The organism is Janthinobacterium rivuli (assembly GCF_029690045.1).
Lineage (GTDB): Bacteria > Pseudomonadota > Gammaproteobacteria > Burkholderiales > Burkholderiaceae_D > Janthinobacterium > Janthinobacterium rivuli.
This window is the reverse complement of the sequence record NZ_CP121464.1, coordinates 3,546,158-3,560,156: the sequence shown is the minus strand read 5'-3', so window position 1 is coordinate 3,560,156 and position 13,999 is coordinate 3,546,158. Positions and strand designations below refer to the sequence as shown.

General features: G+C 62.6%; 14 protein-coding genes. 10 read left to right on the top strand and 4 right to left on the bottom strand.

The window, feature by feature from the left end:
* Positions 1-3: 3 nt before the first annotated feature.
* Positions 4-798: an SDR family NAD(P)-dependent oxidoreductase gene (locus P9875_RS16065; RefSeq protein WP_278315910.1), complete on the bottom strand. Its 795-nt coding sequence runs from the start codon at positions 796-798 to the stop codon at positions 4-6.
* A gap of 90 nt (positions 799-888) precedes the next feature.
* On the opposite strand from P9875_RS16065, the gene P9875_RS16060 reads away from it, so the two are divergent.
* From P9875_RS16060 to P9875_RS16030, 7 genes are all read left to right on the top strand, one after another.
* Entirely contained in the window at positions 889-1,296 is a 408-nt protein-coding gene (locus P9875_RS16060; protein ID WP_051958548.1) for a MerR family transcriptional regulator, read from the top strand.
* Entirely contained in the window at positions 1,293-1,946 is a 654-nt protein-coding gene (locus P9875_RS16055) for an SMI1/KNR4 family protein (RefSeq protein WP_278315909.1), read from the top strand. Before P9875_RS16060 ends, P9875_RS16055 begins: the two co-directional genes overlap by 4 nt.
* 566 nt (positions 1,947-2,512) lie before the next feature.
* Positions 2,513-3,064: a DUF4142 domain-containing protein gene (locus tag P9875_RS16050; RefSeq protein ID WP_278315908.1), complete on the top strand. Its 552-nt coding sequence runs from the start codon at positions 2,513-2,515 to the stop codon at positions 3,062-3,064.
* Between the two features lie 111 nt (positions 3,065-3,175).
* A complete protein-coding gene (locus tag P9875_RS16045; RefSeq protein ID WP_176390138.1) occupies positions 3,176-3,562 on the top strand; it encodes a hypothetical protein in 387 nt (128 codons plus the stop codon).
* Between the two features lie 13 nt (positions 3,563-3,575).
* The gene (locus P9875_RS16040) at positions 3,576-4,013 is read left to right on the top strand and encodes a hypothetical protein (RefSeq protein ID WP_278315907.1); all 438 of its coding nucleotides are present in this window, start codon (positions 3,576-3,578) and stop codon (positions 4,011-4,013) included.
* Positions 4,014-4,252: 239 nt separating this feature from the next.
* Positions 4,253-4,720, top strand: a complete 468-nt coding sequence (locus P9875_RS16035) for a cache domain-containing protein (protein ID WP_341353794.1) — start codon at positions 4,253-4,255, stop codon at positions 4,718-4,720.
* 60 nt (positions 4,721-4,780) lie between these two features.
* Positions 4,781-6,331 (top strand): methyl-accepting chemotaxis protein, encoded by a 1,551-nt coding sequence (locus P9875_RS16030; protein ID WP_225241299.1) that lies wholly within the window; start codon positions 4,781-4,783, stop codon positions 6,329-6,331.
* On the opposite strand, the gene P9875_RS16025 is transcribed toward P9875_RS16030, so the two are convergent.
* Together P9875_RS16025 and cadR are read right to left on the bottom strand one after the other, a co-directional pair.
* A complete protein-coding gene (locus P9875_RS16025) occupies positions 6,328-7,410 on the bottom strand; it encodes a hypothetical protein (RefSeq protein WP_278315906.1) in 1,083 nt (360 codons plus the stop codon). The two genes, P9875_RS16030 and P9875_RS16025, sit on opposite strands and share 4 nt — an antisense overlap.
* A gap of 11 nt (positions 7,411-7,421) precedes the next feature.
* On the bottom strand, positions 7,422-7,853 hold the full coding sequence (cadR, locus tag P9875_RS16020) for a Cd(II)/Pb(II)-responsive transcriptional regulator (RefSeq protein WP_278315905.1): 432 nt from the start codon (positions 7,851-7,853) through the stop codon (positions 7,422-7,424).
* Positions 7,854-7,952: 99 nt separating this feature from the next.
* On the opposite strand from cadR, the gene P9875_RS16015 reads away from it, so the two are divergent.
* From P9875_RS16015 to P9875_RS16005, 3 genes are all read left to right on the top strand, one after another.
* A complete protein-coding gene (locus tag P9875_RS16015) occupies positions 7,953-10,262 on the top strand; it encodes a heavy metal translocating P-type ATPase (protein ID WP_278315904.1) in 2,310 nt (769 codons plus the stop codon).
* Positions 10,263-10,347: 85 nt separating this feature from the next.
* Positions 10,348-11,793: an alpha/beta fold hydrolase gene (locus P9875_RS16010; protein ID WP_278315903.1), complete on the top strand. Its 1,446-nt coding sequence runs from the start codon at positions 10,348-10,350 to the stop codon at positions 11,791-11,793.
* A gap of 28 nt (positions 11,794-11,821) precedes the next feature.
* Positions 11,822-12,862, top strand: a complete 1,041-nt coding sequence (locus P9875_RS16005) for an alpha/beta fold hydrolase (protein WP_278315902.1) — start codon at positions 11,822-11,824, stop codon at positions 12,860-12,862.
* An 8-nt stretch (positions 12,863-12,870) separates the two neighbouring features.
* Here the strand turns inward: P9875_RS16005 and P9875_RS16000 are convergent, their stop codons facing one another.
* On the bottom strand, positions 12,871-13,872 hold the full coding sequence (locus P9875_RS16000; RefSeq protein WP_278315901.1) for a formylglycine-generating enzyme family protein: 1,002 nt from the start codon (positions 13,870-13,872) through the stop codon (positions 12,871-12,873).
* Between the last annotated feature and the right edge of the window lie 127 nt (positions 13,873-13,999).

The following is a 13,999-nucleotide window of genomic DNA, read 5'->3' as shown; positions in this document are numbered from 1 at the left end:
CCCCTATGCCGTCTTCGGCTTGAGCATGCCTTCCACGATGCCCAGCACGGTCTGGCGTGGCAGCAAGCGCGGCAGCCAGGCCAGCAGCCGGTTGGGCCGGCCCGCCACATGGCTGCTGCGGCCCCGGTCCAGCGCCCCCAGCGCTTCATCGACGACGGCTTGCGGATCCATGCGCTTGCCCACGGCCGCTTCGGGCGCGGCCACCACGTCGAAGAAGGCCGTCTCTGTGGCGCCCGGGCACAGGGCCAGCACGCGCACGCCGCGGCTGCGGTTTTCCGCCCACAGCGCTTCCGAAAACGACAGCACGAAAGCCTTGCTGGCGCCATACACGGCCATGTAGGGATCGGGCTGCAGGGCCGCCGTGGACGCCACGTTGATGATGGCGCCCCGTCCTTTTGTCAGCATGTGCGGCAAGACGCAGTGCGTCATTTCCATGAGCGCCGTGCAATTGACGGTCACTTCGGCCGCCTGGCGCGCAAGATCGATGCTTTCGAAGCGGCCGTGGGTGGCGAAGCCCGCGTTATTGATCAGTACGTCGGGCGCCATGCCCATCGACCAGGCTTGCGCATGGGCTTGTGCCGCGGCGCCGGGCTGGCTCAGGTCGGCCACCAGCGCATGCGCGCGGATGCCATGGCGCTGCGAAAGTTCCTTGGCCAGGCTGTCGAGCACGGCGCCGGATCGGGCCAGCAGCAGTAAATGGGCGCCGCGCGCGGCCAGGGTTTCCGCAAACACGCGGCCGATGCCGGACGAGGCGCCCGTGATCAGCACGGTCTGGTTGGTGAAATTGAAAGCGGTCATGGCAGTGGTGTGGAGTAGATGAGGTTTTCACTGTAAACTGTCGACTTTAGTCCACGGTCAAGCGTGGAATGCAAAGAAAGTCAAAAAACGATGCGCATCGGAGAAATCACCCGCCTGACGGGCGTCAGCAAGGACACCGTGCGTTTTTACGAGCGCCAGGGGCTGCTGGATGAAGCGCCGCAGCCGGGTCTGACGAACAACTATAAAGAGTACTCGGCGCAAGCCTTGCGGCGCATCGAGCTGATCGGTCACGCCAAGGCGCTGGGTTTTACCTTGAAGGAAATTGCCGAAGTCATTGCCGTCTGGCAGGAAAATGCGCTCGATGCGCAGACCAAACGAGCTATGCTGGAAACGAAAATTGCCCAGATCGACGACAAGGCCCGCTCGATGGCCGTGCTGCGCGCCGGCCTCGTCGATGCGCTGGCCAAGGTGGAGACGGGCTGCACCGATGCGGCGCCAGTGCGCGTAGACAAGAATAAATACAAGGAGAATCAATGAGCAACCATTACACGCGCTACCGCCACCTGGCGATCGAGGGCGCCAAGCCTGCCCCCACGGCGCAGCAGATCGCCGCCATCGAATCCTTGCTGGAAGCGCCGTTGCCGCCCGCCTTCCTGGCGTTCTTGCAGGTGGCCAACGGCGCTTATTTTGATTACACCAGCGATGTGCCGGACGGTAATGGTGGCGTGGAAAAAATGGGTTTCAATACCTTCTTCAGCGCCGACGAAGGCGATTTCTGCGATGAAACCTTGGTGGGCGAAATTCGCGCCGCGCGCAAGCATACGGACATGCCGGCGCGCATCCTGCCGTTCGCCCGCGATGGCGGCAATTCCATGGTCTACCTGGATCTGACCGAGGAAGGCGGGGGCCGCGTGCTGGCTTATGTGCAGGAATTGCCGGACTGGACGGGCAAGCGCGCCCACGGCCTGATGGAACTGGCGCCCTCGTTCGACGCCTGGCTGGACAGCCTGTACATCGACCGCGACACGGTACTCGACGAACTCGAACACAGCGTCTCGGAGCCATCGCACCTGGACGCGATGGCGGAATGGCTCGATATCGGCATGCCCGCCTGGCGCCGCGATGCCGGCATCGCGGCTTTGTTTACCCTGAAACAAGTCGAATTGTGCGCTAACGAACAGGACTAGTCCTGTGGGCTGCTCGACAGCGGCCTCAAGACTGGCAAAATAAAATGCTGTTCAGTATTAGCTGAACAGCATCGGTTTGCAGACCGCCTTTTCACGAATCGCTATCAATGGGATTTTTTACGCCGTTGCGCAGTCAAGGAAGCGGCGAATGCAATCGCATTAAAAATGATCACACTCGATAGCAGGTTCCAGCCATTGAAGCTCGATGAAGAAGTCATTGCCCATGCGATCAGGCCACCGCACGTGCCAAACGACAGAATTTTTAAGTAACGCATATTACTTTCCCCATTACAATTAAGAATCAACAATCCAATACTAGGCATAGTGATTCGCCCTGCATATCAGACTCCTCTTAAATTTGCTGTCGCAGCAATCTGACGACCGACCTCTTCGAACCTTCTCCGGCGAACAGGATCAATCCTACAGAGAAGATCGTTCCTGTCCTATGGGTGTGTGTGATTGGCTGGATTAACATTCCAATCAGCTTGTAAAAAAATCACGCACGATTTGACGGCATGACCGCGAATGTCGTTCGATTTTCTGCGCTATACACGAAAGGAGTTCTTATGCCTATCTCTACCACCAGTTCCCGTACCCCCTCCCTGAAAAGCGTAGCCATCGGCGCCGCCGTGGCGCTGTTGAGCGGCATCGCCATCAACAGCATCGCCGCTGCCGCACCAGGCGCGTACGACAAGCAATTCCTCAGCAAGGCCGCTGACGCGGGCAGCACGGAAATTGCCGCAAGCAAAGTAGCGCAAAGCAAGAGCAGCAATGCGCAAGTGAAGGCATTCGCCGATGCCATGGTCGCGGACCACACGAAAGTGGCTGAGGAGCTGAAACAGCTGGCCAGCAGCAAGCAGATCGAGGTCAGCGACCAGCCCGGCAAGAAACACCAGGCGCAGATCGACAAGCTGAGCCGCCTGGAAGGTGCGCAGTTCGACAAGGAATATGCAACCACTATCGGCGTGGCCGCGCACAAGGACGCCGTGAAACTGTTTACGGATGCCAGCCAGAAGGCGAGCGACCCCGAGATCAAGGCCTTTGCCGCGAAGACCTTGCCAGCGTTGCAACATCACCTGGAAATGGCGAATACCTTGCATGCGGCGGTGGGCAAATAGCCAAGTTGACGGCAATTAGCGGGGACATGCTTGCCGTACGTGCTGTACAGCAAGTATTTCGGCTCTTGACATACAATGCCGCAACTTCGTTTTCGGCCATGCCATGACCTCATGCAGCTACTCAAGAAAACCGGCCTGATCGCCGCCGCCTTCCTGCTCATCTTCCTGCTGGCAGGCTGGCTCTTCATCAAGGTAAGCGCGGCGCGCAATGCCACCGTCTATGCACAGCAGTGGAACGACCAGGGCACGTGCGTGATCAAGACCTATGTACCGCATTACGGCAACGGCGTGCCGCAGAACATCGTGCGCGCGCTGAGCACCTCCACTTTCTTCCGCGTGTACCACAAGGATGGCACTTTGCTGGAAAGCACGGAATGGGTGCTGGACATGCATGAAGACGGCATCCTCGACCATGCTCGCTGGGGCCAGAACCAGAACCGCGCCATCTACCCGACCGACCTGGGTTACGAAGGCTGGACCTTGCCAGAATGCGCGTGAACGGGGAACCTTCATGCAAGAAGTAAAACAAAAGGGGTTGCGTGGCCCCTGGAGCGACGCTCTCTACGTTCCCACCTTGTACCATTTCCTCGGCCCTTTCGATGTGTATGACCGCGAACACACCCTGGGCGTGGAGCTCGACACCTGGGACATGAACGATCCAGCCGAGCGCGCGGCCCTGATACGGCGCGACATCACCTCGCGATACAAGGAGCTCAGCTACCGCCACCGCCACGCGCTGGTGGCCGTGCTGGCGCAGGCCTTGCAAGACCCTGCCTACGATTTCCAGGCCATCCTCGAACACGACCCCGAAAGCACATACGCCCTGCCCGCCTTGTGGGACGAGATGGACGACCCGCGCGCCTTCTTTGCCGATATCTACCGTCTGGTGCGGCAAGACTGGCGCGACGATCTGGCGCGCGCGGCGGCGGAAGACCCGGCCACCTGGTAGCGCGGCACTGGCGCCACACTATCGACACGATAGCCTGCGCCCTCCTTCCCCCTATGACATATCGATTGCTGCATCGTGCACGCAACGTTGCAAAAACGCCCGTCTGAAAAAATATCTGTTGCACCAGCGCATCTTCGCTGGCATCGCGCTACCATGCACCGTCGGCATTCCGATAGGCGCCGCCTCACCGCGCCGGTTCCCCACCGGCGTCCCTCTGCCGCAATGTGAAGGAGATTCTCATGCCCAAGTTCGCCCCTGCCATGTGCCTGTCGCTCATGCTTGCCGCCGCTACACTGCCGTGTATTGCCAGCGCTGCCGAAGGCGGCGCCACGCGCGCCGACGCGGAAGCCATGGTCAAGAAAGGCGTGGCCTACATCAAGAGCGCCGGCGACGCCAAGGCGTATGGCGAGATCACGGCCAAGTCGCCGCAATTCATCCTGCACGACCTGTACCTGGTCGTCTACAAACTTGACGGCACGGTCGCCGCGCATGGCGCCAACCAGAAAATGGTGGGCAAGAACTTGATCGAGCTGAAGGATATCGATGGCAAGGCTTTCGTCAAGGAACGAGTCGACTTGGCCAAGAGCAAGGGTACGTTCTGGCAGGAATACAAATTCACGAATCCGGAAACCAAGAAGATCGAACCGAAGGCGATGTACTGCGAAAAGCTGGCCGAGACCGTCGTCTGCGGCGGCATCTACCTGTAGCCAGCCGCCGCGCCGCCAGCGCCGGGATGGTTTTCCGCTCTCTTGACGATATGGGTTCCGATGAAAATCGCACAGAAGATGTTGATCGTCCCGGTGGTCGCGCTGGCTTGCCTGCTGGCCATGGGGGCCTTGTCCTACTTCGCCATGCAGCAGAACGAGCAGCGCATGCGCGAACTGAAAGACGTGACCCTGACGGCCGAGCGGCTTGCCAACCAGCAAGCCATTGCCCTGGGCCAGGTGCACGCCGACGTGTATGCGAAGATCGCCATCGCCGCCAGCCTGTCGGAGGAACAGTTCAAGCAATTCGGCGCGCAAACGGATGGCCAGCTGAACGCCATCGCGCAAGGCTTGAAGGAATTGCAGAAATTCTCGGGCGCCGCCACGGAAGCGGGTCAGGCGCTGCCCGGCATCGAGCGCTACCGTGCCAGCGTGGCGCAAGCGCTGGACCTGGCGTCCATGGACCCGAATACGGGCGTGGCGGCGATGCAAAATGCCGCCGGACACTACCAGCAAGTGCGCGGACAGCTGCGCCAGGTGCTGCTCAACCTGGACCACCGTACCGTTGTCGCCTTGCAGGAAACAAAAAATGCGGGCCAACGCGCCGGCTGGCTGTCGCTGGGCACCATGGCCGTCGGCTTCGCTCTGCTGGCCCTGATCGCCACCTGGGTGGCGCGCTCCGTGGTGCGGCCCATCGATGATGCCTGCCGCGCCGCCGAATCGCTGGCCGCCGGCGACCTGACCACGCGCATCGAGGCGCAGGGCGACGATGAAGTGGGCAAGCTGTCGCGTGCGCTGGCCACCGTGCTGAAAAACTGGAACACTTTATTGGGCGAGATACGCCAGGCGGGCTCCACCATCACGGTGGAAGCGAGTGAAATCGCGCTCGGCAATGCGGATTTGTCGGCCCGCACGGAGTCGCAGGCCCATTCCTTGCAAGAAACGGCAACATCCATGCACGCCCTGACCGATACCGTGCGCGAGAATGCCAGCCACGCGCACCAGGCCAATCAGATGGTGTTGTCGACGTCGAACGTGGCGCTGGAAGGCGGTCGCGTGGTGGGCCAGGTGGTCGAGACGATGGGTTCGATCAAGGCCAGTTCCGGGCGTATCGTCGACATCATCGCCGTCATCGACGGCATCGCGTTCCAGACGAATATCCTCGCCTTGAACGCGGCCGTGGAAGCGGCGCGCGCGGGCGAACAGGGGCGCGGCTTTGCCGTCGTCGCCACCGAAGTGCGGGGCCTGGCGCAGCGCTCGGCCACGGCGGCGCGCGAAATCAAGCAGCTGATCGAGGATTCCGTGGCCCGCATAGAAACGGGCAGCGAGCTGGCCGACAGCGCCGGGCGCACCATGGGCGATATCGTTGCCTCCGTCCAGCAGGTGACGGAAATCATGAACGACATCACGGCGGCCAGCCAGCGCCAGAGCAAGGGCATCGAGGAAGTCAACAATGCCATCACGGAAATGGATGAATTGACCCAGCGCAATGCCGCCCTCGTCGAGCAATCGGCCGCCGCCGCGCAAAGCATGCAGGACCAGGCGCATGATTTATTGCGCGTGGTCGACGCCTTCCGCCTCGGTGATGGCGGCCCGCCTTTGCTGCCGCGTTAGCGCCGGTCCGGCATGGCGGCCCTGGCACAGGACAGCATTTTCCTGCCCGCCGCGGCCAGGGCGGCGTCCTGATCCGTCTGCAAGGCGCTGCCCCGGCTGTTCTGATCGTCGTAACTGCCCAGCATGGCCGCATACAGCGAGGCCTGGTCCTGCAAACGCCAGGTGGCGCTGCGGGAATTGCCGGGCGTCTCAGGCATACTGGCGCTGAAGTAACTATACAGGCCGCCGATCTGCTTCTTGTGCAGCCATTCCATCAATTGCACGATGCGGTACTGTTCCAGCAGGCTCAATTCGCTGACATTCACGCCGGACAAGGCGTAATACAGTTCCAGACGGGCCATCCAGTTGCCCTTTGCGCCGGCCGCCACCAGCCCTTCCCAGGCGGGGCCGGAGCGCACATCACGCACGTCGCGCGGCGCGCCTATCCAGGCATCGACAAAGGCCTGGTCCGGCACGGGGCCGTAGTAGTCGGGTGTGCGGCAGACGAACTGGCGTGCATCTGGCCCGCCATCCTTGAGCGCGTTGCCAATCTGCGCGGCAACCTTGTCGCCGATGGCCAGCAGGCGCTTGCCATAGCTCTCTATCGTCCAGCTCGAAGGCAGCCGGCCCAGCCAGGCCAGCGCATCGTCGTTGGCCCGCGCTTGCACCGCATAGGCGGCGATCCGGGCCTGCATCTTGGCGTCCTTCTGCTGCTCCGCCAGCTTGAGCGCATCCTGCTCTTCATCATGGCGGCTCGTGGTTTTGGCCAGTTGCATGCATTGCTGGAAGGCATCTGGCGCGCCCTGCCAGCATTGCGCAGGTACCTTCAGCTGCCAGCGCATGCTGACGGTTTTCAGGATATAGCTTTCTTCCCCCTCCTCCGCCTTGACATAGGCGCGGCCGTCCGCCGTGGTCACGCCTTTGCTCAGTTGCTTGCCGCCAACCGTGCTCCAGGTATACGGGTCATCGTCTTGCGGCACGCCGGGCACGGCGTACAAGGTCAGGTAGTGGCCGGCTGCGGCGGGTGCATCGTCCGCATGGCTGAGCGGCGACAGCAGGGATAAGGCCAGTAAAGTTTTTTTAGGCAACAGTTTCAGCATGCAGCAATCGTTCAATGCAGTTCGGTATGGCAGGCGCAATCGTAGCCGCTGGCCGCTTCCGACAGGTTTTGCAGGATGGCGCAGTCTTGCGAAGGCTGCGGCTGGTCGCATTGGTGGCGCAGGGTCACCAGTTGCTGCTGCAATATTTGTAAATTCGCCATTTGCTCGGCGATGCGCAAGATGTGGTGGTCGAGCAATTCATTGACGCTGTGGCAGCCTTCGGCCGGGTTGTTCTTAAATTCCAGCAAGGCGCGGATGTCCGTCAAACCGATCTGCAGGGAGCGGCAATGGCGGATGAATTGCAACCGTTCCTGGTGTTCTTCGCGGTACTCGCGGTAGCCGGCGCTATTGCGCCCCGGTTCCTGCAGCAAACCCGCCTTTTCATAGTAACGCACGGTTTCCACGTCACAATCTGTCCGTTTGGCCAGTTCTCCGATACGCATGGCATCCCCTTTTCATTCTTTCATGCAAATTCTGCTTGACCCTGTAGCGGCTACAGGCTTTCTAATGGAAGCATACACGAAACCGGAAGGACGAATGCGATGCCACACGATAGCCATACCCATACGCACGACCACGACCACGCGCACAAGCATGACCATAAGCACGACCATGAGCACAAGCATGACCATGCACCCAAGGCGGCCAGCTGCTGCTCCAGCCAGCATGCGTGCTCGTCCACGCCTGCCGACGCATCCGCACCGACCCTGCCCAGTGCGGCCATCGCCGGCGCGAGCACGGCCAAATACCGTATCGCCAACATGGATTGCCCCACGGAAGAACGGCTGATCCGCAACAAGCTGGGCAATATGGCTGGCGTCGTGGGCCTCGATTTCAACCTGATGAACCGGGTGCTCGACGTGCACCACACCCTGCCCTCGCTGGCCACGGTGGAAGCGGCCCTGCATGGCATCGGCATGGAAGCGATCCCCATGGCAGCGGACGCCGCCGTTGCGCGCGACCCGAACGAAGGCAGCCTAAGCACTCTGCAAAAAGGCTTGCTGGTCGTCTCCGGCCTGGCCGCCGCTGCCGCCGAAGCGCTGGCGTGGACCACGCATGAAGACAGTTCGCCCCTCGTCATCGCTCTGGCGCTGCTGTCGATCGCCACGGGCGGCTGGCCGACCCTGAAAAAGGGCTGGATTGCCCTGAAAACGTTCACCCTGAACATCAATTTCCTGATGAGCCTGGCGGTTTTCGGCGCCGTCGCCATCGGCCAGTGGCCGGAAGCGGCCATGGTCATCTTCCTGTTCGCCATTGCCGAGCTGATCGAAGGCTTGTCGCTGAACCGGGCGCGCAATGCCGTGCACAGCCTGATGCAGCTGGCGCCCGACACGGCAACGGTCGCCGACGCCAGCGGCGCCTGGCAGCCAGTGCCCGTCGCCACGGTGGCCATCGGCACCCTGATGCGCGTCAAGCCGGGCGAGCGCATCGCGCTCGATGGCGTGGTGGCCAGCGGCGAATCGTCCGTCAACCAGGCGCCGATCACCGGTGAAAGCATGCCGGTAGACAAGGCCGTGGGCGACGTCGTGTATGCGGGCACCATCAATGAACGGGGCTTGCTCGACGTCACCGTCACGGCCAACAGCGGCAACAGCACCCTGGCGAAGATCGTCAAGGTGATCGAGGAAACACAAGGAAAACAGGCGCCCACGCAGCGCTTTGTCGACAATTTCGCCCGCTACTACACGCCGGCCGTCGTCGTCTTCGCCATCCTCGTGGCCGTGCTGCCGCCCCTGCTTTTCGGCGCGCCCTTCATGGACTGGATCTACAAGGCCCTGGTGATGCTGGTGATCGCCTGCCCGTGCGCGCTCGTCATTTCCACTCCGGTCACGGTCGTCAGCGGCCTGACGGCGGCGGCGCGGCGCGGCATCCTGGTGAAAGGCGGGCAATTCCTGGAAACCGGTTACCGCATCAAGGCCATCGCCGTCGACAAGACGGGTACCTTGACCATGGGCAAACCGGCCGTCACGGACGTGGTGGCCATGGACGGCAGCAGCCGCGACGCCATCTTGCTGCTGGCCGCCAGCCTGGACGCCAATTCCGCCCACCCCCTGGCCGCCGCCATCGTCAAGGCCGGTCCGCCCGCCGGCAGCCACTTGCCCGTGACCCAGTTTGCCGCGCTGCATGGACGCGGCGTGCAAGGCCATATCGATGGCCAGACGTATTACCTGGGCAATGCCCGCCTGATGACGGAATTAAAGGTATTGACGCCGGCATTGCAAGCCATCCTGATGCGGCTGGAGCAGCAGGCGTACACGGCCATGGTGCTGGCCACCTCGGCCGGTGCGCTGGGCGTGATCGCCGTGGCCGACGTGCTGCGCCCGACGGCGGCGTCCGCCATCGCCAGACTGAATGCGCTGGGCGTCACCACCGTCATGCTGACGGGCGACAATGTGCTGACGGCGCAGCGTATCGCCGCCGAAGTCGGCGTCAGCCTGGTCAAGGCGGAGTTACTGCCGGAAAACAAGCTCGATGAAATCAAGGCCTTGCAGCAGCAATTCGGCGTGGTGGCCATGCTTGGCGATGGCGTCAACGACGCCCCGGCCCTGGCGCAGGCCGACATCGGCTTTGCCATGGGCGCGGCCGGCAGCGACACGGCCATCGAAACGGCGGACGTGGCCCTGATGGATGATGAACTGGGCAAATTGCCTGAATTCATCAGCCTGAGCCAGCGCACGCGCAACATCCTCGTGCAAAACATCAGCTTTGCCATCGGCATCAAGGCCGTCTTCTTCGGCCTGGCCCTGGCCAGCATGGCAACCTTGTGGATGGCCGTGTTCGCCGACGTGGGCGCCAGCTTGCTCGTGGTGGCGAACGGTCTCAGGCTGTTGCGTGGCAGCAAGGCCAAATAAATCCGAGTGGAAAACTTTCCATCTGGACAATTGGTGTAAAAAACGCTACTTTGGCAGCTGTTCCCCACCGCCGCCAAAGTAGCCGATGACCTTACTGCCCCGCCTGACCCTGCTGGCTGTACTGCTTTCCAGCGCATCCTTGCATGCCGAACCGATGTTCTTCACCCCCTGCTCCGATACGGCCATGCCCGGCAGCCTGTGCTCGGGCTTGAACGTGCCCGGCAGCTACGATGACCAGGGCCGCGCCGTGGGCAATAAGGACGCCATGCACGTCTTCGTGCGCAAGTTTGCCGCCGATGTACCTGCCGGCAAACCCGCCAAAGGCACCCTGTGGCTGGTGGCGGGCGGTCCCGGCGAATCGGGCGCCTCGTTCTACAGCTTGCTGCCCACCTTGCGCCGCAGCTTTCCCGGCTTTGAATTCCTCATCCCCGACCACCGCGGCACGGGCCATTCGTCGCGCCTGTGCAAGGTGGAAGAGTCGGAACAAAGCCCCGGCGGCCGCGCGCTGGCTGGCGCTGAATGGGGCAGCTGCTTTGCCGGTCTCAACCTTGTACCGGAATACGCGGGCCAGTTTTCCATCACGATGGCGGCGCACGACTTGCAAGCCCTGATCGAAGGCGAACGCAAGGCTAAAGGCAGACAGCCGCCCGCCTATGTATACAGTGTGTCGTATGGCACGCAGCTGGTCTTGCGGACATTGCAACTGGGGCCGCTGCCCGTCAAGGGCGTCATCTTCGACTCCTTGGTGCCGCCGCAAACGGATGCGCGCTGGGATTTGAGCCAGCGTTCGCACGTGGTCAACACGGTCGGCATGCAGGTGCTGGCCCAATGCGACGCGGATGCGGCTTGCCATGCGGCATTGGGCGAGCCGGCCGCGACCTTGTACCGCCGCGTGCTGGACAAGACGCAAGCGGACCCCGCCCTGCTGGCGAAGATCCCCGGCAAGAACCTGAAAAACTTCCTGGGCGGCATGCTCGACGTGCCAAACGCCCGCGCGCGCATTCCGTATCTTCTGCGCGAGCTGGACCAGGGCGGCGAGACGGAACTGGCGTCCGTGCGCGTTACCTTGACGCAGGCGGCGGCCAGCCTGGGCAGCTATCCCCAGTCGCCGCTGTCGATTCCGCTGGTCAGCATCATCAGCAATTCGGAAAACAATCTGCAGCCGTCCTTGCGCCCCAACTGGGCCGCCACCGACATCGACCGCGATGAGGAGAAATTGCTGTTTACCAGTCCCCTGCCCCGCATCCTGCTGGGCGGCGGCTTGCCGACCTACCCGCGCGACGCCTATTTTGGCGCCTTGCCGGCGAAAATGCCGCCGACCCTGGTGCTGCAGGGAACGCTGGACCCGAAGACGCCGTACGCGGGCGCGCAGGCGCAAGTGCAGGCTTTGACGCAGAGCAAGGCCGGCAAGGTGGCCCTGTCCACCGTGCACAAGGCCCCGCATTTCCTGTTGTGGACGGCGCCCGCCTGCTTTGAACAGGCCAGCACCCGTTTTATTGCCGGCAAACCGGCGCACGATTGCACGCTGTAGTTCCCCCCACTATATAGAAGAGGACGATATGCGCATCACAGGCCTGGCATTGCTGCTCTTAACTTGTTTCAACACGGCGCAAGCGGCTCCCGTACCTGCGTGTGCCTCGCCTACGCAAGCCGTGCGCGAGCAAGGCTATGTGCCCATCAATGGCATCGAGCAATGGATCACGGTCACGGGCGCCGCCTGCGGCAATCCCGTGATCCTGTTCATCCATGGCGGCCCCGGCAACGCACTGAGTCCCTACGCGGAGGCCATCTATGCCGGTTGGGAACGCCACTACACCCTGGTGCAGTGGGACCAGCGCGGCGCCGGCATGACGTATGCGAAACAGCAGCCGACGGAAGACATGACCTTGACGGTGGAACAGATGCGCGACGACGGCATCGCCGTGGCGCGCTATATCGAACAGCATCTGGGCCAGCAGAAAGTCATTTTGATGGGCAGTTCCTGGGGATCGATACTGGGCGTACACATGGCCAAGGCGCGCCCCGACCTGTTCCACGCGTATATCGGCACGGCACAGGTGGTCAATGCGCGCGACAATGAGACCGGCATGTACCGGGAAGTGATGGCGCTGGCGCAAGTGGCTGGCGATACCGCCACGGTGGACAAGCTGACGGCGCTCGGTGCACCGCCATGGACGGACCCGCGCAACTTCGGTATCTTGCGCCGCTTCGACCGCAAATATGAAGGATTGGCAACGGATCCGCCGCCCAAGCACTGGTGGCAGCCGGCGCCGTTCTACGCCACGCCGCAAGCCCTGGCGGCGGCCGAGGCGGCCGATGACTACTCGTACATCCAGTTCATCGGCCTGCGCGGCGACGGCATGTTCGCCAAGGTCGACCTGCCCGCGCTGGGCACGCGCTTTAACTTGCCCGTGTTTTTCATCATGGGCGAAGCGGACTTGCTGACCTCGCCAGTCATCGCGCGCACATATTTTGACAGCATCACGGCGCCGGCCAAAGGTTTTACCCTGGTGAAACGGGCCGGGCACGATCCCAACCAGGCCGTGCACGACGCCCAATGGACGGTCTTGCGCGACAAGGTGGCGCCGCTGCTGCAGTAAGCAAGCTTTCAGTGGCGTGCGCGGCGATGCAGTTCCGCCTGCTGCGCGGCTTGCAGCGCCTGGATGAATGCGGCATCACCCCCGGCACAGGTGCTGGCCGTGCAGCCGTCCAGGTCCTCGGCAATGCGAAAACCTTCGCCCAGGCTGCTGGCATTGCCGCGGCCGCCATGCCCGCGCGCTGCGCTGCGCAGTACCTGGCGCGAGGACGAATAGCTGCCGCCTCGCGTGATGAAATAGTCGCCTTCCGCCTCGCAACCGCTGCGCCAGGCCGCCCCGTCGACGGGCGCGCCCCGGTAGTCGGGATGCTGGCAATCGGCCACCCATTCCGCCACGTTGCCCATCATGTCGTGCAAGCCGTAGCCGTTGGGAGCATACATGCCCACGACGGCCGTGTACTCGGCGCCGTCGTCGCAATCGGTGACCAGCATATCGAGGCCGTGATCGCGCTGCGCAGCCGCCTTGAAACGCCGGTCCTTCATGTTGGCGTACTTGCATAATTGTTCAGGCGCATCTCCGGACGAGTATTTCGTGCGGGTGCCGGCGCGCGCCGCGTATTCCCATTCCGCCTCGCTGGGCAGGCGGAATGGGCGCCCCGTTTCCCGGGCCAGCCATTGCACATAGGCCGCCGCATCGTCCCAGCTCACGCACATGACGGGGTGATAGTCCGTTGGCGCATGCGCAGGGGCGTCCCAGCCCGACGCCTTGAGCGCGATGCCGTCAGTGCGGTCGAACTCCCAGCATTCGCCAGCCGCCCGATAGCCTGTGGCGGCAACAAATTGCCGGAACTGCGCCACCGTCGTCTCGTATTTTGCAAGTCGGAATGCGGCCACGCGCACCTCGTGGGGCGGCCCCTCGGCCGGATTATGGCTGCCGTCGCTGATACGAGGCTCCGTGCTGCCCATGGTAAACACGCCGGAGGGAATGCCTGCCATGGGAGGGAGGATGGCGGCGGCAGCTGCCTGGGCGCTGCAAAAGATGGCGCAGGCAACGATAAGTATGCTGTGCTTCATGTGGCTCCTGTAATCGGTGGGTGAGAACACAGATTGACAGCCGGGCCAGCGGATGGCCGCGCGCATGCGACGAATCGACAATGGGGCCGATGAATGGCAAGCCATGTTCTGGTCAATCACGCAACGG

Bases quoted from the DNA above. Each gene is read 5' to 3' on its own strand.
- P9875_RS16025 (WP_278315906.1), bottom strand. From the start codon at position 7,410: ATGCTGAAACTGTTGCCTAAAAAAACTTTACTGGCCTTATCCCTGCTG.
- P9875_RS16055 (WP_278315909.1), top strand. From the start codon at position 1,293: ATGAGCAACCATTACACGCGCTACCGCCACCTGGCGATCGAGGGCGCC.
- P9875_RS16015 (WP_278315904.1), top strand. From the start codon at position 7,953: ATGCCACACGATAGCCATACCCATACGCACGACCACGACCACGCGCAC.
- P9875_RS16000 (WP_278315901.1), bottom strand. From the start codon at position 13,872: ATGAAGCACAGCATACTTATCGTTGCCTGCGCCATCTTTTGCAGCGCC.
- P9875_RS16035 (WP_341353794.1), top strand. From the start codon at position 4,253: ATGCCCAAGTTCGCCCCTGCCATGTGCCTGTCGCTCATGCTTGCCGCC.
- P9875_RS16030 (WP_225241299.1), top strand. From the start codon at position 4,781: ATGAAAATCGCACAGAAGATGTTGATCGTCCCGGTGGTCGCGCTGGCT.
- P9875_RS16050 (WP_278315908.1), top strand. From the start codon at position 2,513: ATGCCTATCTCTACCACCAGTTCCCGTACCCCCTCCCTGAAAAGCGTA.
- P9875_RS16065 (WP_278315910.1), bottom strand. From the start codon at position 798: ATGACCGCTTTCAATTTCACCAACCAGACCGTGCTGATCACGGGCGCC.
- P9875_RS16010 (WP_278315903.1), top strand. From the start codon at position 10,348: ATGACCTTACTGCCCCGCCTGACCCTGCTGGCTGTACTGCTTTCCAGC.
- P9875_RS16045 (WP_176390138.1), top strand. From the start codon at position 3,176: ATGCAGCTACTCAAGAAAACCGGCCTGATCGCCGCCGCCTTCCTGCTC.
- P9875_RS16040 (WP_278315907.1), top strand. From the start codon at position 3,576: ATGCAAGAAGTAAAACAAAAGGGGTTGCGTGGCCCCTGGAGCGACGCT.
- P9875_RS16060 (WP_051958548.1), top strand. From the start codon at position 889: ATGCGCATCGGAGAAATCACCCGCCTGACGGGCGTCAGCAAGGACACC.
- P9875_RS16005 (WP_278315902.1), top strand. From the start codon at position 11,822: ATGCGCATCACAGGCCTGGCATTGCTGCTCTTAACTTGTTTCAACACG.
- cadR (WP_278315905.1), bottom strand. From the start codon at position 7,853: ATGCGTATCGGAGAACTGGCCAAACGGACAGATTGTGACGTGGAAACC.